At 56.1% G+C, this 21,026-nt stretch carries 22 protein-coding genes and 1 tRNA gene; 2 read left to right on the top strand and 21 right to left on the bottom strand.

From position 1 onward, the window contains the following. Positions 1–10 precede the first annotated feature (10 nt). The 5 genes from GWQ27_RS00905 to GWQ27_RS00925 form a co-directional block, all read right to left on the bottom strand. A complete protein-coding gene (locus GWQ27_RS00905; RefSeq protein ID WP_275906446.1) occupies positions 11–310 on the bottom strand; it encodes a type VI secretion system PAAR protein in 300 nt (99 codons plus the stop codon). 188 nt (positions 311–498) lie between these two features. Further along, a complete protein-coding gene (gene hcp1, locus GWQ27_RS00910; RefSeq protein ID WP_021140316.1) occupies positions 499–1,017 on the bottom strand; it encodes a type VI secretion system effector Hcp1 in 519 nt (172 codons plus the stop codon). 230 nt (positions 1,018–1,247) lie between these two features. Continuing rightward, positions 1,248–2,018 carry a LuxR family transcriptional regulator gene (locus GWQ27_RS00915; protein WP_265431623.1) on the bottom strand — a complete coding sequence of 257 codons (771 nt, stop codon included), beginning with the start codon at positions 2,016–2,018 and terminating at the stop codon, positions 1,248–1,250. A gap of 347 nt (positions 2,019–2,365) precedes the next feature. After that, on the bottom strand, positions 2,366–2,968 hold the full coding sequence (locus tag GWQ27_RS00920; protein ID WP_275906447.1) for a histidine phosphatase family protein: 603 nt from the start codon (positions 2,966–2,968) through the stop codon (positions 2,366–2,368). Between the two features lie 52 nt (positions 2,969–3,020). Next, positions 3,021–4,514 (bottom strand): DASS family sodium-coupled anion symporter, encoded by a 1,494-nt coding sequence (locus tag GWQ27_RS00925; RefSeq protein ID WP_275906448.1) that lies wholly within the window; start codon positions 4,512–4,514, stop codon positions 3,021–3,023. A 267-nt stretch (positions 4,515–4,781) separates the two neighbouring features. Between GWQ27_RS00925 and GWQ27_RS00930 the strand changes: the two genes are divergently transcribed. After that, entirely contained in the window at positions 4,782–5,687 is a 906-nt protein-coding gene (locus tag GWQ27_RS00930) for a LysR family transcriptional regulator (protein WP_275906449.1), read from the top strand. Between the two features lie 749 nt (positions 5,688–6,436). On the opposite strand, the gene GWQ27_RS00935 is transcribed toward GWQ27_RS00930, so the two are convergent. Further along, positions 6,437–6,524: transfer RNA gene (locus tag GWQ27_RS00935), tRNA-Ser, on the bottom strand. A gap of 198 nt (positions 6,525–6,722) precedes the next feature. On the opposite strand from GWQ27_RS00935, the gene GWQ27_RS00940 reads away from it, so the two are divergent. After that, positions 6,723–7,472 carry a DsbA family protein gene (locus GWQ27_RS00940; protein WP_021140953.1) on the top strand — a complete coding sequence of 250 codons (750 nt, stop codon included), beginning with the start codon at positions 6,723–6,725 and terminating at the stop codon, positions 7,470–7,472. 180 nt (positions 7,473–7,652) lie between these two features. On the opposite strand, the gene galE is transcribed toward GWQ27_RS00940, so the two are convergent. The 15 genes from galE to GWQ27_RS01015 form a co-directional block, all read right to left on the bottom strand. Beyond that, the gene (gene galE, locus GWQ27_RS00945) at positions 7,653–8,678 is read right to left on the bottom strand and encodes a UDP-glucose 4-epimerase GalE (RefSeq protein WP_021140952.1); all 1,026 of its coding nucleotides are present in this window, start codon (positions 8,676–8,678) and stop codon (positions 7,653–7,655) included. An 83-nt stretch (positions 8,679–8,761) separates the two neighbouring features. After that, entirely contained in the window at positions 8,762–9,781 is a 1,020-nt protein-coding gene (locus GWQ27_RS00950; protein WP_275906450.1) for a hybrid-cluster NAD(P)-dependent oxidoreductase, read from the bottom strand. A gap of 131 nt (positions 9,782–9,912) precedes the next feature. Next, positions 9,913–11,562 (bottom strand): hydroxylamine reductase, encoded by a 1,650-nt coding sequence (gene hcp / locus GWQ27_RS00955; RefSeq protein ID WP_275906569.1) that lies wholly within the window; start codon positions 11,560–11,562, stop codon positions 9,913–9,915. Between the two features lie 218 nt (positions 11,563–11,780). Further along, positions 11,781–12,248, bottom strand: coding sequence for a Dps family protein (locus GWQ27_RS00960; protein ID WP_265461614.1), 468 nt, complete (start codon positions 12,246–12,248; stop codon positions 11,781–11,783). 131 nt (positions 12,249–12,379) lie between these two features. Continuing rightward, positions 12,380–12,922, bottom strand: a complete 543-nt coding sequence (locus tag GWQ27_RS00965; RefSeq protein WP_265461613.1) for a DUF3833 domain-containing protein — start codon at positions 12,920–12,922, stop codon at positions 12,380–12,382. A gap of 14 nt (positions 12,923–12,936) precedes the next feature. Further along, on the bottom strand, positions 12,937–13,479 hold the full coding sequence (locus tag GWQ27_RS00970; protein WP_275906451.1) for a chalcone isomerase family protein: 543 nt from the start codon (positions 13,477–13,479) through the stop codon (positions 12,937–12,939). Beyond that, positions 13,436–13,654: a TIGR02450 family Trp-rich protein gene (locus tag GWQ27_RS00975; protein ID WP_005311934.1), complete on the bottom strand. Its 219-nt coding sequence runs from the start codon at positions 13,652–13,654 to the stop codon at positions 13,436–13,438. Before GWQ27_RS00975 ends, GWQ27_RS00970 begins: the two co-directional genes overlap by 44 nt. Further along, positions 13,651–14,130: a DUF2878 domain-containing protein gene (locus tag GWQ27_RS00980; protein ID WP_275906452.1), complete on the bottom strand. Its 480-nt coding sequence runs from the start codon at positions 14,128–14,130 to the stop codon at positions 13,651–13,653. Before GWQ27_RS00980 ends, GWQ27_RS00975 begins: the two co-directional genes overlap by 4 nt. 2 nt (positions 14,131–14,132) lie before the next feature. Next, the gene (locus tag GWQ27_RS00985; RefSeq protein ID WP_265458729.1) at positions 14,133–15,389 is read right to left on the bottom strand and encodes a cyclopropane-fatty-acyl-phospholipid synthase family protein; all 1,257 of its coding nucleotides are present in this window, start codon (positions 15,387–15,389) and stop codon (positions 14,133–14,135) included. 121 nt (positions 15,390–15,510) lie between these two features. After that, positions 15,511–16,263 (bottom strand): DUF1365 domain-containing protein, encoded by a 753-nt coding sequence (locus GWQ27_RS00990; protein WP_275906453.1) that lies wholly within the window; start codon positions 16,261–16,263, stop codon positions 15,511–15,513. After that, entirely contained in the window at positions 16,260–17,519 is a 1,260-nt protein-coding gene (locus GWQ27_RS00995; RefSeq protein ID WP_275906454.1) for an FAD-dependent oxidoreductase, read from the bottom strand. The genes GWQ27_RS00990 and GWQ27_RS00995 overlap by 4 nt, the downstream gene beginning before the upstream one ends. Next, entirely contained in the window at positions 17,516–18,250 is a 735-nt protein-coding gene (locus GWQ27_RS01000) for an SDR family NAD(P)-dependent oxidoreductase (protein ID WP_275906455.1), read from the bottom strand. The genes GWQ27_RS00995 and GWQ27_RS01000 overlap by 4 nt, the downstream gene beginning before the upstream one ends. Continuing rightward, positions 18,247–18,675, bottom strand: a complete 429-nt coding sequence (locus tag GWQ27_RS01005; protein ID WP_021140940.1) for a nuclear transport factor 2 family protein — start codon at positions 18,673–18,675, stop codon at positions 18,247–18,249. The genes GWQ27_RS01000 and GWQ27_RS01005 overlap by 4 nt, the downstream gene beginning before the upstream one ends. Before the next feature lies 1 nt (position 18,676). Beyond that, positions 18,677–20,098: a deoxyribodipyrimidine photo-lyase gene (gene phrB / locus GWQ27_RS01010; RefSeq protein ID WP_275906456.1), complete on the bottom strand. Its 1,422-nt coding sequence runs from the start codon at positions 20,096–20,098 to the stop codon at positions 18,677–18,679. Beyond that, on the bottom strand, positions 20,095–20,997 hold the full coding sequence (locus GWQ27_RS01015) for a MerR family transcriptional regulator (protein WP_275906457.1): 903 nt from the start codon (positions 20,995–20,997) through the stop codon (positions 20,095–20,097). Before GWQ27_RS01015 ends, phrB begins: the two co-directional genes overlap by 4 nt. Positions 20,998–21,026 lie beyond the last annotated feature (29 nt).

The following is a 21,026-nucleotide window of genomic DNA, read 5'->3' on the forward strand; positions in this document are numbered from 1 at the left end:
ACGCTGTTCCTTATCCTGCCTGTCCGCTGCCCGAGCCAATCACAACGCCACCGCAACCGATGGCGGTACCGGTCACGGCGATGGGCTTGCCACTGCGCCGCAAAGAGCACAGGACAGTGCCGACACCCCCCGAGATGCTGCGCGGATGGGGGGGATTATTGGGCTTGTCATGGGGCGCCAGCGGATCGCCCTGCCGGGCTACCGGCTTGCCGTCGAGAAAGACATCCGGGCTCGCGGCAATCACTGGGGATGGGTGAAAACCATCGTGGTCGGTGCCTATGTCACCGAGCAATGAAATAGTGGAACACATCTCGACTGGCCTCTGTTGTGCTTTGCAATAAGGCCGAGATCCTGGGCCATATGGCAAAACACAAAAGCTCCGACCACATCCAGATGAACAGGCCGGAGAAAATTTGCACGGGTCTGGCAACCGCTGACACTGCGAGTGCCAGAACCCTAGGTGTGCAACAAGGAATAACGTCAATAAGAGAGCGGAGCTTACGCTTCGCTGGGTGCGCGCCAGTCGTCAGAGCCGGAGGTGCCAGCGACAGTGTGCTCCCAGTCAATCTTGCGGTAGGCCAGAGAGACCTGGATCAGCTGGGTGAAGTCAGACTTCGCCGGGTCCTGGCAGTGGGGCATCTGGCAGTCGATATCGACGATGGTGGCATCGGTCAGCACGGTAGAGAAAAAGTGCTCCTGCTTTCCTTCCACAGAAGTGCGGTACCACTTCAGGGTCACTTTCGGCAGCATCTCGCCGGAGGCCAGGGCGTTGTACATCAGCGGTACGGCCTTGTTCAGGGCAACGGTGAATTTGAACGGCTTGTGGACACGCTGGCCAGCAGGCTGACCGGATTGCGGGTCAGTCGGTACGGTCACAACGTGTTGGAACTCTTGTACCAGCATCTCGTCTTCGTGACCTTGCACGAAGATGTTGCCGACGGAATCGGAGGTGAAGGCACTCGCGGTGATGTTGCCCTGGGTTTTACCTTCGATGCTGATATAACATGGAGTTGGCATGGGTATGCTCCTGATTGGTTGAACGGTAATGACACTCGACCGAAACCATTAGCAGCGACCATGCCACTCTTTTTATTTCATATTTTTCAATGCATTAACAACATAGCTTTGCACCAGCCAGCTCACATGACGCAATAAGCTGCGCCCGACCACCGTTTACACCGGGAATAGTTGCCCTGCCAGCTGAATATTTCGCATATTGCGCAATTTGTTGCGCGATACAAAGTGAATCACTGCCCTTCATCCACATTGGCAACCAACGCCATCTCTACATTCAGTCTGACGACGCCTTGCTTCAGGGCCCATGAGATGGCCTGGCTCTTGCTGCTGGCTCCCAGCTTGCTGACCACATTGTTCAGATGAAACGTCACGGTACGAGGGGTGATCCCCAATATCTGGGCAATGTCACTCACCTGCTTTCCCTCCGCCGCCCATCGGCACACCTCCAGCTCCCGCACGCTCAGCGCATCCTGCGGTGACAGACCGGCCAGACAGACCCGGGCTACCGCCTCGAAGATATGCATGGAGAGCCAGCTGAGAAACGGCACCGCAGAGAGCCACTGTTGGCTACTACGTGGTGTACTGGTGATGAAGGAGAGCAGGCCCACATGGCCGTTGGCACCGTGCCAGGGAAAGGTCACGCCATCGCGAATGCCGAATTCGCTGGCCAGTTGCATCACCTCCCGGCCCTGCTCATCGCAACGCTCGTCATCGCGCGCCACATCGGCCCACAGAATGGGAGTGCTTTGGGTCATGCCGCGTTTGACGATGGGATCGATGGCAAAGAAGCCGCTGGCCGTGTAGGTATCTACCCAGGCTTGCGGGCAACCGTTGAAGATGATGACGTCGGGACGCTGAATGGTACTGGGGAAGATCAAGCCAAGCCTGAAATAATCGAACCCCATGCGCGCTGTCAGTTCACGCAACAGGGTCACTATGGTGCGCTCATCAGCGGCCGTCTCAAACTGGGCGATAAGATCCAGCGCATGCAGGGTGTTCATTTCTACGGTATGAGGATCGTGCACAAGATAGGGTGGCCAAACATGGAAACGTACCGCATGTTAACAAGCATCAACAACTCGTAAACCAGCTCCCATCACAGAACCAAAGTTTTTCGGTAAATAATGCCTGCAAACTTGGCGTTTGCTACGTACACCACAGAAGTTTTAAACGAAGTTACACATTAATTTCGAATACACTAAACACCAGATAAACGTTCTATTGATAACCTCAAAAAAACCATATGAATCTCACAAAAGAAATTATAGCAATAAAAATACAAAGGTCTGCAAGACTATAGAGGGAGAAAAGATTATGACTCTTCCTTAAAGGAAGAGTCATAATCTAATTAATCCGCTACAGATTTATCAGGTGATAACCCACCTATGTTATAAGCTTCCAGTTGAGGCCGATATGAATGCCTGGAAAAATTAAAAATTGTCAGACTCCCAGGCGTTACAGGTAACAGCTGTGAAGGCTTCAATCCCAAGAACGCCACACAAGCTGCTCTTATAACACCGCTGTGCACTACAGCTAAAAGATCTCCATCGCCGGCCTGAACCCATGAATGAAGTGCCTTTTCTATTCTGGATAAAAATACATCCCATTTCTCACCACCTTCAGGGGTAAATGTACCTGCCCGCCATGCATCATAAAGACTACTTTGTGTTGCGATTAACTCAGGCTTGGATTGTCCTGTCCACACCCCCATATTCAATTCACGTAACTCAGGATCTGAGATTGCCTGACCATATCCAATGATCTCCGCAGTTTGTCGAGCACGGCCAAGATCCGAGCTGACAACTCGTACGGGAGAAAGCTCGCGTATATTTGGAATAATCGCCTTTGCCTGAGCAATCCCACGAGGAGAAAGAGGTGTATTCTCATGTCCTTGCAGACGTTTTTCTATATTCCATAGTGTTTCACCGTGTCTCATAAGAATAAGACGCATATTTATACCTCCACGTTATCAATATAAAGACACCACTCATAGTTGATGAACATCACAATGTATATCCAAGTAGCTTAAACCAGCTTAATACTGCGATGGAAATAATGCTGGCCCCAATAAAACAAGTGATAACACCATATTTCAGCTGATCTAGAACTGTAAAAAAACCTGTGGAGAAATAAATAGCATTAACTTTCGAATGAGGTGGCAATGTAATTGTGTATGTCAAGGTAAAGGCTGCTGCTAGAGCGAGTGTAACTGGATTAAGGCCTAATGTTTTAGCCAGTGCAATAAATGCAGGAATCAAAATAGTAGTACGTACCGTTTTAGAAGTAAAAATCATGTGGCTATACATGCTTAGGAAAATAACCACAACATAAGTGGTTGTTGGAGTCATTGTTTCCAGTCCCAAGCCATAGACCAGCTTACCAATTATCCATTGAGCCCCCTGGGTTGATTCCAGCGCATTACCTGCAGCATAGGCACCGGCCGCAAATAACATCAAGTCCCATTTTATATTTGCCTCAGACCATGTCAGCAAGCCAACTTTCGGCATCAAACATAAAACTGCAGCTATCACAGCTGTCATATATACACTGATACTCCAGCCATTGAACCAGACTGCGTGATAGTCCTCCGTTGCCCATAGCACGACAGTAAAAATAAAGATCGCTATCGCTCGTTTTTCATTGCTGGTTATCTTACCCAGCGACGCCAATTCGGCTGTCAGTTTATTCATTCCTTCAGAAAAACCCACTTCGCCCTTGAATGAAAACAGCCGTAATCCTACGCCATAAGTAAGAAGCATAGTTAGAATTGCTGTTGGCATGCTGGCCATCAACCAATCCATATAACCAATATTTGCACCAGTTTGTTCTTCAATAAATCGAACAGCTATCATGTTTGCTGCAGTACCCGTCATGACACCAGATGTAGCAATAGCATCAGCTTGCACTCCTAGCAACATTGTTAATTTACCAAAGTTGCTTTCACCTGGGATAGCACGATAAATTTCTAATAAAATAATACAAATAGGCACCATTAGGCTGGCTCTAGCGGTTGTCGATGGAACGAAAAAGGCCAATGCAAAGTTGATGAATATCAGAACCAATAGAGTTTTTTTAGGGGTCTGGCCAAAATGAGTAATCATCCATAGAGCAAAGCGGCGAGCCAGATTCGACTTCATCATGGCTGATGTCAAAATAAATGCTGAGACCATTAACCATATGACATCAAATCCCAGGGTGCTAAATGCAGCTTTTTCTTTTACTGTATTTGTCAACACCAACATAATGATAGCAATTATGGATGTCAAATAGATGGGCAATGATCCTGACACCCACATCACCAAGGCTGAACAAAATATTGCCAATGCCTTTTTACCTTCAGTAGTCAGGCCTTCAGGAGTTGGCATAAACATCAAAACTAAAAATACTACTATTGCAATAGGAATACCAAATTTATTCAAAAATGATGAGCTTTTTAGCTTCTTGTTTAATTGTTGAGGGGGAATATTATGCGATTCACCCAATGGACTGATGTTCATGCGACTTTCTCCTTTTAGCATGTGCCATGTTACTTTCATGGAAAACAGTATGTAAATCCAATTGCTTTTTTGAATTTAAGTCATAAGATTTACCTATTAGGGGGATATCGATGGAGCAAGTCTATATGATGAGTGAGTGTCGACCCCAATAGTAACCCTCATGGTAGTAACTTGAAATCAGGAAGAAAATGATATGAAACCACTGTTCTTCTTACGCAGCTTATGGCATATATATTTTATAACATACCTAACTTTTAGGTGAAAATGATGAATTTAAATCAGCTTCAAGCATTTCTCATTCTGTCCGATTGTCTTAATCTGACCGAAACAGCCAATCTCATGCACTGCTCACAACCAGCAATGAGCCAGAAAATACGGACATTGGAGCAGGAACTAGACACAGTACTATTTGATCGCATTGGGAAGCGTATGCATCTGACTCATCAAGGGGAGGAGTTTCGCATTTACGCAGCACAGGTTATTAATACATTACAAGCAGCACATGAACATCTGCGCCAACTTGATAACCCGCTTAAGGGGACTGTTACATTTGGAGCCAGTAATTTTATTGGTGTCTATCTTATCCCAAGACTGCTTTCATTGTATAAAAAGCAGGCTCCAGATATTAAATTCTTAATAGATATTACGTCCTCACAACATTTACTACGTAAATTGGAGGCAAATGAGGTCGAGTTTCTATTACTGTCTGATCAGATAAAAATAGATTCAGAGCGTTACTTACTAACTGATTTTTATCGCGATACTCTGGTGTTGGTCAGCTCACCTAATCACCGCTTGGCGCAGCAGCGTCATTGTCAGTTGGCTGATTTGTGCAATGAAACTTTTCTGACCAAACCCATTGGCTCGGCAACACGCTCATTCCTGTTCAAGACGATAGAGTCCCATAACGTCCAGTTACATAATTTGCTAGAGATCTCAAGTCAGGAAGCAATTAAACAAGGTGTCATTCACAACCTAGGCATTTCTATTATTTCACGGCTGGCAGTTTCTCATGATATTGAAAGTGGAAGACTGGTCGAGATCCCTATAGAGGGGCTCACATTCGAACGAGGCATCCGCATCGTCCATCATGTGGAGAAACATATGCCGCCTGCAACTGCTTTATTTATAAAAGAAATTCAATTCCTTGCGAGGAGCCTATCAAAAATATGAAAAATGTTGACATTACCAATAATAAATTCGAGTGGTATTTACCGATGCTATTAAAAATTCTTTCTTAGGGTTTAATATAAATCAGCGCGCATATGGCCACTCTCATATGAGAAACCACCTTATTAATAAATGTTGTACTAAAGCCTCTCACCGAGAAATTCACTATGGCATTCAATCATGTTCACCATCCTCCAATATCAACGCTCGATCTTTCATTAATGCCAAAGCCATCAGCCACATTGATAAATAGCAGGTCCTCATAATCAATCCCACAGCAAATGCTTTCCATCCCATAAATCCCTTGAACCGGTTGCGAGCCTCCCTCCTTAGACATCTTGGCCACTTTCTTCACCCACTGGACAATAGACAGGAGATACGCATGTTGACGGACAGAGTAAACAGTGCTTCACGCCATTGACAGTGGAAGGATCCGTTGGAGCAGCCAACTGCATGATGATGCTATCCTGCGGTGGCTTCGGCGGTCACAGTCCCGTTTCAGCATAATGGGAATGATGGTCCATTTAGGAAGGAAGACTTGTAGTCAGGAGTAATGCTATCTGACCTGGCAGCAGAAAGGCGCACTTGTAACAGCGGTTGGCATCGAATTTTGCATGGTGTATTGGGAGACTAAAACCAAACCACAAAAGGATTTTAATATTGTTTGAATGTGTGACCGCCAATGCCTTCGCGCATCATTTTTTACATAGCAAAAAGGCCATCCTTTCGGATGGCCTTTTGAGCTAAATAAATGGCGGAGGAGGTGGGATTTGAACCCACGGATGGTCGCCCATCGCCGGTTTTCAAGACCGGTGCATTCAGCCGCTCTGCCACCCCTCCGCGACAGTGCGGCGAATATTACCCATGGCGATCCGGCTTGTAAATCCCCTTTTGGTTCGTTTGCCGATTTATTGGGCTAAATGACGCATAAAGTCGATAAAACGGGCAGAAACAGCGCTTTTTCAACCAGATAACTTGACTTGAAAACAGACTCACCCACTATAGTGACCATCACGAAATTCCCAGCAAGATGGACTTATGAGAATCAAACATGCCCTGCTTTGCGCCCTGACTGGCGCCACCCTGCTTGCGGCGCCGGTTCAGGCAAGCGAGCTGACCAAGAGCGATGTCGAGCAAATCGTGCGCGACTATCTGGTCAAGAATCCGGAGATCCTGGTCGAGATGTCCAATGCCCTGCGTGCCAAGCAGGAGAGCCAGCAGGCGGCCAACGACAAGAGCCTGATCGAGGCGCACGCCAAGCAGCTCTATTCCAATAAGGATCCCGAGAGCGGCAACCCCAAGGGCAGCCTGACCGTGGTCGAGTTCTTCGATTACAACTGCGGTTACTGCAAGCGCGCCCATCCGCTGATCAAGCAACTGCTGGGTGAAGACAAGGATATCCGCTACATCTACAAGCAGTTCCCCATCCTGAGCGAAACCTCCTACTTCGCCGCCCGTGCGGCGCTGGCGGTGCAACTGGGTCAACCTGACAAATACCAGGCCTTCCACGAGAAGCTGTACGCCCATCAGGGCCCGCTGTCCGATGAAGCACAGGTCAAGCAGCTGGCGGAAGCGGCCGGAGTGAACTGGAGCAAGGTCGAGGCCAAGATCAAGGACGGCAGCATAGATCAGAACCTGGGCACCAACCGGGCGCTGGCCGAAGCCATGAGCATCTCAGGCACACCGGCCTTCATCATAGGTGACCAGATACTGCGTGGCGCCCCCCGCGATCTGGCGAGCCTGAAAGGCTTCATCAAGGATGTGCGAGCGGGCAAGAGCATTCAGTAACCAGGCCCGTCGCACATAAAAAAACGCCCCGGCATTGCGATGCCGGGGCGTTTTGCCATTCAGGCTTTAGCCCTCAGGCCTGATGGGCCGTCGCGAGGAGCTGTCAGCAAGGCGAAGAGCTGCGCAGGGACCGGAGTTTATATGAATAAATGAGGCTCCCGAGCAGCGCATGACCCTTGATCATGGCTTCGCAGCAGGACCATAGCCGTTCGGGTTCTGGCTTTGCCAGCGCCAGGTGTCGGCCATCATCTGTTCGAGCCCGCGCTCAGCCTGCCAGCCCAGCTCGTCACGGGCCTTGTGCGGCTCGGCCCAGCATTCGGCTATGTCACCGGGGCGGCGCGGTTTGATCTGGTACGCTATGGTGCGACCGCTGGCCGCCTCGAACGCCCTGATCATCTGCAGCACGGAATAGCCCTGACCGGTACCCAGGTTGTAGGTAAAGACACCGGTATCGGCAGCGATGCGGGCCAGCGCCTTGAGATGACCGAGGGCGAGATCCACCACGTGGATGTAGTCGCGCACGCCTGTGCCATCCGGGGTCGGATAGTCGTTGCCAAACACTCCCAGCTCCTTGAGCTTGCCGACGCCCACCTGGCTGATATAGGGCAGCAGGTTGTTGGGGATGCCGTTAGGATCTTCACCGATGAGGCCGCTCTCGTGGGCGCCAACCGGGTTGAAGTAGCGCAGCAGCACTATGGCCCAGCGCGGATCGGATTTGGACAAGTCACGCAGTATCTCTTCCACCATCAGCTTGGAGCGACCATAGGGGTTGGTCGCGCTGGTGGGGAAATCTTCCCGCAGCGGCACAGAGGCAGGATCGCCATACACTGTGGCCGACGAGCTGAACACCAGCCGGAACACACCAGCCTTGGCCATCTCCTCGCACAGCACCAAAGTGCCTGTGATGTTGTTCTGGTAGTAGGTGAGCGGGATCTGGCTCGACTCCCCCACCGCCTTGAGACCGGCGAAGTGGATCACGGATTCAATCTTGTGGGCGGCAAACAGCTGCTGCAGGCAGGCTCTGTCCAGCACGTCCCCTTCCACGAAGATGACCGGCTTGCCGGTGATCCGCTCGACCCGCTTGAGGGACTCTGGGGAAGAGTTGGACAGGTTGTCCAGCACCACCACCGACTGCCCGGCACCCAGCAGCTCAACCAGGGTATGGGAACCGATATAACCGGCGCCGCCCGTGACCAATATTGTCATTTGTTATCCCGTGTTCTGGTGAAACTGGGTTGAGTCTACTCGCCCGGTTTCACCAGGAAAAGGCTGAGATACTCATGACACCATCAGTAATCGAGACTGATATCCCCCTTTGCGGTGCAGGAACAGGCCAGTGCGACGCCGCCCTCCAGCTCCTGTGCACTCAGCGTCATCACGCTCTGCCGTTCGATCTCGCCAATCGTGGTGCAGCGACAGGCGCCACATACACCGGCGCGACAAGCGGCTATCATGGTCTCGCCAGCCCCCTCCAGTGCGGCCAGCAGGGTCTGGCCCGGCAGTATCTTCACCTTCTTGCCGCTCTTCTTGAGAGTCAGCCAGAAATGGTCGCTGGCGGCAGCAACCGGCGCCGCGCCCGATGTAACAGCAGGCAGGCCGAACGACTCCTGATGCAACTGCTCCGCTGGCAACCCCAGCTCCGCCAACATGCGACTCATCGCCGCCATGTAAGGCGCAGGACCGCACAGGTAGACGTGGCGGCTGTGCAAGTCCGGCGCCAATTCCTTCAGCATGTCCGGGCTGAGTCGGCCCACCCAGGGATAAGCCGTCGGCGCCTCTTCCGGTACTTGCTCCAGCACTAAAGCGTGGCGCACGCCGGGATGAGATTCGGCCAGCGCAGCAAGCTCATCTGAGAAGATCACATCCGCTGGCGAGCGGGCGCTGTGGATAAAGCGGATGTCCGCCTCAGGCCGTTTGGCAAGCTCGTCGCGCAACATGGCCCACATGGGGGTGATGCCGGAGCCTGCGCTGAGCAGCAGCGGCCACTCGCAGGGCAGCGCAGTCAGGTTGAAGTCGCCAAAAGGGCCGTCGACCCGGATCTCGTCCCCCACCTGCAGACTTTGGTGCAGATGGTGGGAGACTAGCCCCACATCCTTGATGGTGACTTGCCAGAAATCATCCTGCGGGCAGGAAGAGAGGGTATAGGCGCGGCACATGGGCTGGCCGTCTATCTCTGAGTGCAGGGTCACGCACTGGCCGGCCAACACGGGAGGCAGGCTGCCTGCGAGCGGCATAAACTGCCAGCTCACCACATCATGGGTGTCGGCGCGACGACCGATGCAGCGCAGGGTGAGAGAGGTGGAGGTCATCACAAGGCTCCTCATTTTGAAAACATGCTTTTGACACACGAGTCTTTGAAAAAAGGCGAGCCATCAGGCTCGCCAAAGGCTTACAACATGCTGAGATGATCAGGCCGGCACGGCCTGCGGTATCACCGGATTCAGGCAGCCAGGATCTCGGCCAAATCTGCCTCGGCCGTGGTGGTCCCTTTCAGGCCGAACTGCTCCTCCAGCACCTTGAGCAGGGCCGGGGTCAGGAAGGCCGGAGCGGTCGGACCGGTGCGAATGTCTTTCACACCGAGGGCCAGCAGGGTGAGCAGGATGACGATGGCCTTCTGTTCGAACCAGGAGAGCACCAGGGTCAACGGCAGGTCATTGACGCCACACTCGAACGCCTCGGAGAGCGCCAGCGCCAGCTGGATGGCAGAGTAGGCATCGTTGCACTGACCCACGTCCAGCAAACGGGGAATGCCACCTATGTTGCCAAAATCGAGCTTGTTGAACTTGTACTTGCCGCAGCCCAGGGTGAGCAGCAGGCTGTCTTTGGGGGCGGCCTTGGCAAACTCGGTGAAATAGGCGCGCTCGGCCTTGTCGCCATCGCAACCGCCCACCAGGAAAAAGTGGCTGATTTCACCCGCTTTCACCTTCTCAATCACTGCCGGGGCAGCCTGCATCAGGGCATTGCGGGCAAAGCCGATGGTGATGAAGTGCTCGAGCTCTGTGTGCTTGAAACCGTCCAGCGACAAGGCTTTTGCCACCACGGCGGAGAAATCGTCCCCTTCGAGGTGCGTCACGCCCGGCCAGCCGACGATGGAGCGGGTGAAGATGCGGTCGCTATAGTCGCCCACGTTGGGATCTATGATGCAGTTGGAGGTCATCACAACGGCACCGGGGAAGTTGGCAAACTCCTTCTGCTGGTTTTGCCAGGCGGAGCCGTAATTACCCACCAGGTGCGGGTACTGCTTGAAGAAGGGGTAGGCCAGCGCCGGCAACATCTCGCCGTGGGTGTAGACATGGATGCCAGTGCCTGCGGTCTGCTCCAGGATCAGCTTGAGATCCATCATGTCGTGGCCGGAGACCAGGATGCACTTGCCCGGCACAGGAGTGACGCGCACTTGGGTCGGCTCGGGGTGGCCAAACGCCGTGGTTTCGCCCAGATCCAGCATCTCCATGACACGGAAGTTGAGCAGACCAATCTCCATGGCGCATTTGAACAGGGGATCCAGCTCGCTCGGGTCCGTGCTGAGCCAGCTCATGATGCGATGGAACTCGGCGGCTACCTCGCTATCCTGCTGGCCCAGTACCCGGGCATGTTCCATGTAGGCGGCAGCCCCCTTGAGGCCGTAGAGGCAGAGCAGACGCAACCCCATGATGTCTTCGTGCACCTCGCTCTTGCCGCGATTGACCGCGGTTTGCGGTGCATGGGCCAGCTGGGCGAGCAGCTCGTCACCCGGCTCGAAGCCGGCGGCCTCGGGCAAGCCGGTGACTTGCACCGCCAGTGCCGCCAGACGGTCGACCAACTGCTGACGATGAGCCAACGCCTGGTTGACATAGGCAACGATGCGGGCGGAGTCGAAGTTGACGTTGGTGAGGGTGGCGAAGAAGGCCTTGGGCACGAAGGCATCGATCTCGTTGTCGATGACGCCATGTTCGCGGGCGGCCAGCGCCCAGGCACTGAGGCCCTGCAGCGCATAGATCAGCACATCCTGCAGATCCGAGGTTTCGGCCGTCTTGCCGCACATACCCTGTGCATAAGCACAGCCATTGCCTGCCGGGGTACGAATTGTCTGTTCACATTGCACACAAAACATCATGCCTCTCCTAATTGGACATTTCAGTTGCTTGTTTTGTGGCGATTCTATGCCCCTCGCCAAAAACTTAATAGGCATTCAATTTGCCAATTAAGTTTTCATTGATGCAGATCAAAAACAAAAAAGCCGCCCAAACAGGGCGGCAAGCGGGTGGATAAAAGGAGAGACGACTCAGGTTTACGACAAAGGTTTACAACAAAACTCACATCAACAAGCGGTCAGGCCAGATAGGCGCGCAGCATCCAGACCAGTTTTTCCTGCTGCTGCACATAGTCGGAGAGGATGGATGCCGTCCCCTCGTCACCGGCCTCGGCGGCTTGTCCCAGGATCCGGCGCTGGGCGACCAGCAGCTCGCGGAAGCTCTCAAGCAGGGATTCGACACAGGCACGACCGTCATGCAGCCCCTTCTGCTCCTGGATGGCAGAGACTTTCAGGTAGTCGCTGAAGCTGTGCATGGGCACCCCATCCAGGGTGAGGATACGCTCGGCCAGGGCGTCGACCTTCAGCAGCAGATCGTTATAGATCTCTTCAAATTTCAGGTGCAGTTCGAAGAACTGATTGCCGCGGATATTCCAGTGGAAGCCACGGACGTTCATGTAGAGGATCTGGTAGCTGGCCAGCAACTTGTTCAACTCGGCGGCCAGGGCTTGTGATTGAACGGTATCAAGACCAATCGGACTTTTCATGTTTCACCTCCAGATTTGACGACGAAGGCAGATTAACGCCATTCAGACTCAAGAGGTAATCGTTGCTACCTGAGTGATTGATAGGGAATGGCTATCGCTTGGTGTGACAACCCGCTGATTATCCAGATTTATCACCCTTGGATGCGTTCGATATAGAGGATCACCTCGCCCAGATGAATGCCGAACTTGCTGATCTCGGCCCGATTGATCAGGCGATCTTCATCCAGCAGGTACATCCAGTCATCAAAGCTCACCCTAACCACCTGCTCATCCGGCAGTACCAGATCGAGCTGATAGCGCCAGTTGAGAGCAAAACCTTCCGTCTTGCCTACCGCCTCCCCCACTACGTCGGATGCGGTACCGCGCCAGTGACCATCTGCCCCCTTGCTCAAAAACCAGGTCCGGGTCTGCTGACGGCCGTCATCAAAGTAGAACTGCTCAAACAGTTCGCCCTTGCCATCCTGCCAGCGCCCCACCATCTCGACCCGAAAGCGACTGGTCACTTCGCCGCTGCGGTCTGTCACCAGGCCATGAGCCACCAGTTTGCCATTGAAGAAACGGGCGAGATCCCAGTTCGGCCCCTGACCGCGATAGTCATCCAGGCTGGTGCCACAGCCAGTGAGCAACAGGAGTGGCAACAAGAGCAGAAAACGACAGCAACGATAGAAAGACATTGAGTACTCCAGCATCAGAGTTGACCGCGCAGGCGGCGGGTAAGGGCAGGATCGCGACTGTTGTCGGCAAGCCAGATGGCCAGAAAGGCGACCGCAAATTGTGGATCAGGAAGAGTGCCGAGGGGTTTGTCCTGCCACCAGAAGTGGCCAACCCCGGCTTCATCCACATAGAAGGTCAGTGTGTCCCCCGCCGCCACATCGGGCCAGAAGACTGCCAGTTGCCCAAGCCACTGCTGGCGCTGCGTCTCGCTGCCAAGCCCCAGCCGTTGCCACTCCTCTGCGGTGGCGGTCAGCAGGTCATCCCGGTCGATATCTCTGGCGTAGGTGAGGGTCAGTGCCTGTGGATAGTGGCCCGGCTGATAGCGGCCACTCTGGCTGTAGAGGGTGGCATCATAGAGTTTGAACCAGAGCCAGTTCATCTCCCCCTGTCCGACCGGACGCAGCTGTTGCCAGGGGGCGGCAGATGCCTGTGCAGAGGGTGCCATCATGGCGCCAAGCGCGGCAATCAGGAGGCTAATTCCACCCCATGTGCCAATTCGCGGGATCTTCCAGTTCATGCCAATCCATCTCCTGTTCCAGCAAGGTGTTGATATCCTGCATCACCACGCGCGCCAGTCGCCCCTGCGCATCACGCTGGCAGGCAACCACCAGATAATAACGCTCGGTCAGCTCGTGCTGGCTCTCTTTGGTCCACTTGGAAAACAACAAGGCGTCGGTCGAAAAGGTGTTCATCTTGATTCACCCTCAAGCTTGACCGTTACCCACAGGAGTACGGGTAACCACCACATCCAGATCACCGCCAATAGTGCTGTGCTGATCCAGATGCCCCAAGGTAAGTGTACTGCGCCCATGGCCGCTCCCGCCACATAGGAGGAGGCGCCACCCGCCATGCCAAACAGCGCTTGCTGCCAGCGAGGCAAGGGGCGCAACCAGCGCAGTCCATGGCTGAGGCTCAAGGCAAATCCCAGCCACAGCAGCACCAGCCAGAGAGGAAAGCCGGCCGGGAATTGAAACAGCCCCAGTTGCCAGAGCAGGCCATCGAGCAGACAGCCGGCCAGAGCCACCAGCAATAGCCGCAGATCCACCTTGCAGCTTGGAGAGAAGATGAAGTGGAGCAGCAGCATCAACAGCAGCGGACCCGGCTGCTGCCATTTCACCGCCAGCAGCCAATAGAGGTTGAACCCCAGCAAATGGGCCCACTGCCACATGGTCAGTGACCGCTCACTGGCACGTCACCACGCCAGCCCGTTGGCCCTGGTTTGGCTGCCTCCAGCTGGACCAGACTGATGGCCCGCTCCCAGAAGCCCCCCTCGCAATAGGCGAAATAGAAGTGCCACAACCGGATGAAATCCTGGCTGTAACCCAGCTTGGGCAGCTCAGGGGCCAGCGCCAGAAAGCGCTCGCACCAGTGCGCCAGGGTGCGGGCATAGTGATGACCGTGATCGTGCAGCCGCACCAGCTGCATGTCGGTCTCGCGGGCGATCAGTCCCGCCATCTGGGAGACACTCGGCAGGCAGCCGCCTGGGAAAATATAACGCTGAATGAAGTCGACACTGCGCACATACTGGGCGTGGCGCTGATCGGCAATGGTGATGGCCTGAATAAGCAGGCGGCCACCGGGTTTGAGCAACCGTGACAACTGGCGGAAGTAATCGGGCAGGAAGGCGTGGCCCACCGCCTCTATCATCTCGATGGAGACCAGCTTGTCGAAGGTTCCCTCCAGTTTGCGATAATCCTCCAGCAGCAAGGTGATGCGATCTGCGAGCCCCTCCCGCTCGATCCACTCGCGAGCATAGTCATGCTGGGCCTGGGAGATGGTCGTCGTGGTCACCCGGCAGCCATAGTGACGGGCCGCATAAATGGCCAGCCCGCCCCAGCCTGTGCCTATCTCCAGCAGGTGATCGTCCGGTCCCAGCTCAAGGCGCTCGCAGATGGTATGCAGCTTGGCCTGTTGTGCCTCCTCCAGAGTGGACTCTGTCCCCGGATAGATGGCACTCGAATACTGCATATGGCTGTCGAGAAAACCCTGATAGAGGGTATTGCCCAGATCGTAGTGGGCGGCGATGTTGGATCGTGAACCTGTCAGGGTATTGCGATTGAGCCAGTGGCGCGCCTTGTTGAAGGGGAAACTCAGCCAACTGAGCCGCCGCTCCAGGCTGTCGAGCAGTGTCATGTTGCGGGCCAGCAAGCGTACCAGCGCCACCGGATCCGGGCTGGTCCAGAGCCCTTCTACCCAGGTTTCACCGGCGGCAATGCTGCCTCCCAGCAACAAGCGGCGATAGAAGGCCGGATCCTTTACCACCACTTCGGCGTGCAGGTCAGTGCCCGCCACCCCGAAACTATGACGATCGCTGCCGTCCCGCAGCAGCAGTTGACCGTGCTCGAGACGCCCCAGCAGCTTGAGCAGCAGTTGCCTTGCGCCTTTATCGATGAAAGAGGCCGAACTTGTTGATTGCACCAGTTCCATTAGCGAGTCTCCGGATGGCTGAAGAATAAGTGGCAGAGAGTCTGAATTGAATCTGCTTCATGAATTGAACTGGCCTCCGGATAGGAAATTGAGGCTGCGGAAGTGGATTGTATCTGCTCCATTAGCGCGTCTCCGGATGGCTGAAAATAGGTGTTCGCTTGATAAAAAGACGCAGGGCCTGCCAGTAGATACCGAGCAGCACCTTCAGGGTCATCCAGGGCCAGCGAGCGAGCAGCGCCATCAGTCCCTTGCGGGACAGGGGCTCGCGGCTCAGCGCCAGAGTGGCGTCAAACAGCTTGGCCTCGCCGGACTGGGGATGACTCTCTATGTGGATCAATGTCTCCTGCTCCGGTGGGCGAATGCGCCAGTGGTAGCGCATGGCCAGCCCCATAAACGGGGAGACGTGAAAATCCTTGTCGTGGGGCGCCAGCGCCGCCAGATCCAGCAGGTAATAGTGACGCTCGTTCCAGGGAGTGTTCGACACCTCGGCCAGCAGGTAACGCGCCTCACCCTGCCGGTAGCAAAAGTAGAAGTTGACCGGGCTGAAGTAAAAGCCCATGCAGCGTACATTGCCGAGCAGCATCACTCGCCCGTCCTGCTCGGCTGTGCCCCCCAGCTCTGCCACCTTGTGCCACACCGCCTGCTTGAGGCTCCCCTCGCTGCCTTTGAGATAGTCTTTGCGATGAAAGGAGAGCAACCCGGCCCGCTCCACGCCGAACCAGCGCCCCTGGCTGAGGCTCGGCAGCTCATCCAGATCCAGCCCCAGCATGAAGAGGCTGTAGGAGAAGGCGTGGGCCCTGGGTGCGAAGCGGCGATGGCGCACAGAGCCCTGCCAGATGGCGCTGACTGTCTGAACCATGGTGACAGTACTCATAGCTCGGCTCCGAAGCGTCTGGCGACGTCCAGGGCGCTGCGCACCCCGTCCTCATGAAAACCGTTGTACCAGTAGGCACCGCAAAAGTGGGTGTGATGCTGACCACAGATCTCCAGACGTGCCTGCTGCGCCTGGATGGATGCCTGATTGAACACTGGGTGGTGATAAACGAAGCGGCGCAGCACCTTGCTCTCGTCCACCTTTCCTTTGGGATTGAGGCTGACGCAGAAGGGCTGCGGTGAGTTCACCCCTTGCAATATGTTCATGTTGTAGCTCACCAGCGGCCGCGCCTCATCGTCCCAGTCCAGCTGATAGTTCCAGCTGGCCCAGGCCTTGCGGCGAGTGGGCAAACAGCTGACATCGGTATGGAGCCAGACATCGTTGGCCTGATAGGCCATGTCGCCCAGAATCGCCTGCTCCCGCTCGCTGACATCCTGCAACAGAGCCAGCGCCTGATCGCTGTGGCAGGCGAGGATCACCTCGTCAAACTGCTCCTCGCCATAGCTGCTTTGGATCAGCACCCCCTCGGCCAGGCGCCGGATCCCCTGCACCGGGCAGGCGAGGCGGATCTGCTGTTGCCAACCTGCGGTCAGCGGGCCTATGTACTCCCGCGAGCCGCCCGGGATCACGTACCACTGGGGACGATTGGCCACATCGAGCAGGCCATGGTTGGCAAAAAAACGCAGGAAAAAGCCAAGGGGAAAGGCGCGCATGTCCACCAGGGTGGATGACCAGATGGCCGCCCCCATGGGCAGAATGTAATGGCGGGCGAAGTAGTCACTGAAATCCCCCACCTGCAAGAAATCCCCGAGAGTCAGCTCAGGACTATCTTGCTTCCGTTGACTGTCGGCCAGCCAGGCGCGCGCTTCCCGGTTGAAACGCAGGATCTCGGCGACGAAGCGGTAAAAACACGGGCTCAGCAAATTGCTGCGCTGGGCAAACAGGGTATCCAGGTTGTGTCCGTTGTACTCGAGCCCCTCCGGGCTTTTCACCGAAAAGCTCATCTCGGCGTCCTGGCGCGCCACGCCGATCCGCTCCAGCAATTTGAGGAAATTGGGATAGGTGCGATCGTTGAATACGATAAAGCCGGTATCGATGGCATAGCTGCGACCACCCTGGTTCACATCGACGGTCGCTGTGTGGCCGCCCAGAGTGGGCGCGGCCTCAAACAGGGTAACGTCGTGCAACCTGTGCAGCAGAAAACCGGCGGTGAGGCCCGAGATACCCGAGCCGACGATGGCAATCTTTTTCTTCATGAATGGCGTCCTTTCGAAACAAGCGAGCTGCCAAGGCGCAGCCACAACCACACCGGCAGCGCCCCCAGCGCGCGCAGCAGCCAGATAAAGCGGCTGGGGAAGTGGATCTGATGCCGACCCGCAGCAAGCCCGGTCATGATGACCCGGGAGGCTTGCTCCACCGGCACCAGACAAGGCATGGGAAAATCATTCTTGGCGGTAAGCGGCGTCTGTACAAAACCGGGACGGATCAGGGTCACAGCGATTCCCCTGGCCTTGAGATCGAGTCGCAAGGTGGCAGCCAGATAGTCGAGTGCCGCCTTGGAGGCGCCATAGGCTTCGGCCCTTGGCAGCGGCAACCAGCTCACCGACGAGCTGACGATGGCGAGCCGCGCCCCCTCGCCAAGCAGCGGCAAAAAGGCGGCAAGCGCATGGCCAGTGGCGATGAGATTGGTCTCGATCACTCGGGCAAACAGCTCACCGTCAAAGCCGTCCGCCACATCCATGTATTCGCAGTTGCCGGCATTGAGGATCAGCAGATCAAGGGGTGGCAAGCTGGCCGCCACCTCTGCCATGGCAACCGCATCCCGTGCATCGAACTGCAAGGGGGTGATGCCGTCCCGGGCCAACTGCGCCAGCCGCTCGCCATCGCGACCACAACCCCATACTTGCCAGCCCGCCTGCCGGTAATCCATCGCCAACTGGCGACCCAGCCCGGAGCTGGCACCCGTGATCAACACTCGTCCGCTCATGATCCCAACCTCCCCTTGATGGTGCGCACCAGGGCGCCCAGCAGCGGCAACTGCTCGTAGAGCATGGCCCCGAGATCGAAGTAGTCGCGATGCAGACACACCTTGTCTGCGTCGTCGAACTCAAGCCGGGTGGCCCCCTCAACCCTCACCGGCTGACCCGCGGCCAGTCTTGGGTGAGAGAAGGTCATGACCCAGCTGATCCAGGCCTCACGACCCTGTTGCTGCTGGCTGGTTATCTCGAAGCGGCAATAAGCGAGGCGCTGGTACATGGCAGCAAAGTAGTCGGTGAGCGCGGCCAGCCCGTCGATGCGGTGCGCCGGATCGATGAAGATCACCTGCTCGGCATAAACCTCTGGCAAGCGGTGCAGTTGCTGCTTGTCCAGTTGCTGGTAAAGGGCAATAAAGCGGGCCAGCGGCTCCTTCATCCTATTTCTCCAGATTTCGAAACATCTCGATGGCTTTCACCCGTGCAAGGGCGTGATCCACCATGGGTGCCGGATACCCCCTTCCTCCTTTGAGTCGCAACCAGTCATGGGGCTGATGCACGTAGGCGGCGGGAATATCGGCCAGTTCAGTTACCCAGGTACGGATAAAGTCTCCTTGTGGATCAAATCGTTGCCCCTGAGTGGTGGGATTGAACACTCGAAAGTAGGGGGCCGCATCGGCGCCTGTGCCTGCCGCCCATTGCCAGCCACCGTTGTTGGCCGCCAGATCCCCGTCAATCAGCTGGCTCATGAAGTAATCTTCCCCGAGGCGCCAGTGGATATGCAGATCCTTGGTGAGGAAGCTCGCCACTATCATCCGCAACCGGTTGTGCATCCAGCCGGTGGCATTGAGGCAGCGCATGGCCGCATCGACGATGGGATAACCGGTACGTCCCTCGCACCAGGCGGCAAAGGCCACGGGATCCCAGCTCCAGGGCAGAGCCGCTGTCTCGGGTTTGAAGGGCAGGTTCATGGAGAGGGTTGGCACCAGCATCAGCAGATGACGATAAAATTCGCGCCAGGCAAGTTCGTTGAGCCAGACGAAACCGGGTTGTGCCTTGGATTGAGGCCGGTGGCCGAGCCGTTGTTGCAGCGCCCCGACACACTGGCGCGGACTTATGATGCCAGCGGCCAGATAAGGCGAGAGGATGGAGGTGCCCGCCTGCGCCGGAAAGTCCCGGGTCTCCCCATAGTCAAACACCGCCTGTTCCAGAAAGCCGTGCAGACGGCGCTGAGCTTCCGCCTCCCCCACTGGCCAGCGGGGATCCGGCGTTACTTCGCCGAGCGCCCCATAGCTCCATTCCCTCTCGGTCAGCGGTTGCCACGGCAGCGGCTCGGCGCGCGGAGCGGGCGCGCGATGAATGACGAAGCCATCCTCCTCCAGCGCCTTGAGCCAGGCACGGCTGAAGGGGGTGAACACCTTGAACATCTCCCCTGCGCCTGTCAGTACCCGTCCCGGTGGCAGCACGCAGCAGCCGTTGAACCAGTGGCAGCTCACCTCCTGTTTGGCCAGCATGGCGCTGACGGCCAGGTCGCGGCGCTGCTCGTCGATCTCGATGGCCTGATTGGCATACAGCTGGCTGACACCCAGATCGTTACTGAGGCTCGCCAACGCCGTTGGCATCTCGGCAAAGGTCTCCACTCGCAGCAGATGGAGCGGGATACCGAGCGCCGCCAGCGCCCTGCCCAGCTCATCCACCTGCGCCAGCAGAAACTGCTGACGGATAGGGGCCATCTTGTGCTGCTGCCACTGGGTCGGAGAGATGACAAACAGGGCGGCCACCTCTCCCGCCTCGGCGCAAGCGTGTCGCAAAGCCGGATTGTCGGCGAGGCGCAAGTCATTGCGAAACCAGACCAGCTTCATGATGCCTTCCTCCCGCGACTGCGCTTGCCCTGGACTGGCGTCTCTGCCGACTGTGCAGCCAGCCAGTCGGCAAGGGTGGGCTGCCACCCCTGGGTCGCCAGCCACTGGGCGTCATAGAGACTGCCCAGCTCACCAAACAGACAAGTACCATCGGGCCAGCTGGCGGTCATCAGCTCCTGCTTGCCAAGTCCGGCACCCAGCAACACCAGCCAGGGCGTCATGGCACGTCCTTCGAGCAAGGTGGCCAGCCTGGGCTCGACGGCCCCCAGCAGTTGCACCTCATAACCCTGGCTTACCAGCTCATAGGCGCTCCAGACCAAGTCGAGGGGACCAAGCTGCCCCCAGCTTGCGAGGGTAACCGGGCGTCCCTTCTCTTGTTCGATGAGGTGGCGAGCGAAGCGGGTATGCAGCCAGCCCAGCCAGACCTGTTGCAGCAGCTCGCCATCGGGCCGCTCACGCCACAGGCCGAGCAGTTGATCCACCAAGGGTTGCAGCACCCGGCTGCGCACCAGCTCGAACGGGTAGCTCGCCAGCAGTTCGTTAAGCTGCGCTTCGACCTTGCGCTGATTGAAACCAAGTACAGCCTGGCTGATCTGCTCCAGGGTCTGCTGCCAGTGATCGCTGACCAGCTGGGTCTGAGGCTCACTCAACAGTCCCTTGACCTGACCTATGCTCACCCCCCGCTCCAGCCAGCTCAGGATCTCGCCGATCTGGCGAATATCCTGCTCGCTGTAGAGGCGGTGCCCCTTCTCGGTACGGGCCGGTTGCACCAGACCATAGCGGCGCTGCCAGGCACGCAGGGTGACGGGGTTGACACCGGTCAGGCGGGAAACGTCGCGGATGGGATAGATCCCCTCATCCGGCTGGGTGACATCATCTTGTTTGGGTAGGTCAGACATAACGACTTCCATTCAATCTATGGGGCGCC

It is taken from the genome of Aeromonas sp. 5HA1 (assembly GCF_029237245.1).
Lineage (GTDB): Bacteria > Pseudomonadota > Gammaproteobacteria > Enterobacterales > Aeromonadaceae > Aeromonas > Aeromonas salmonicida.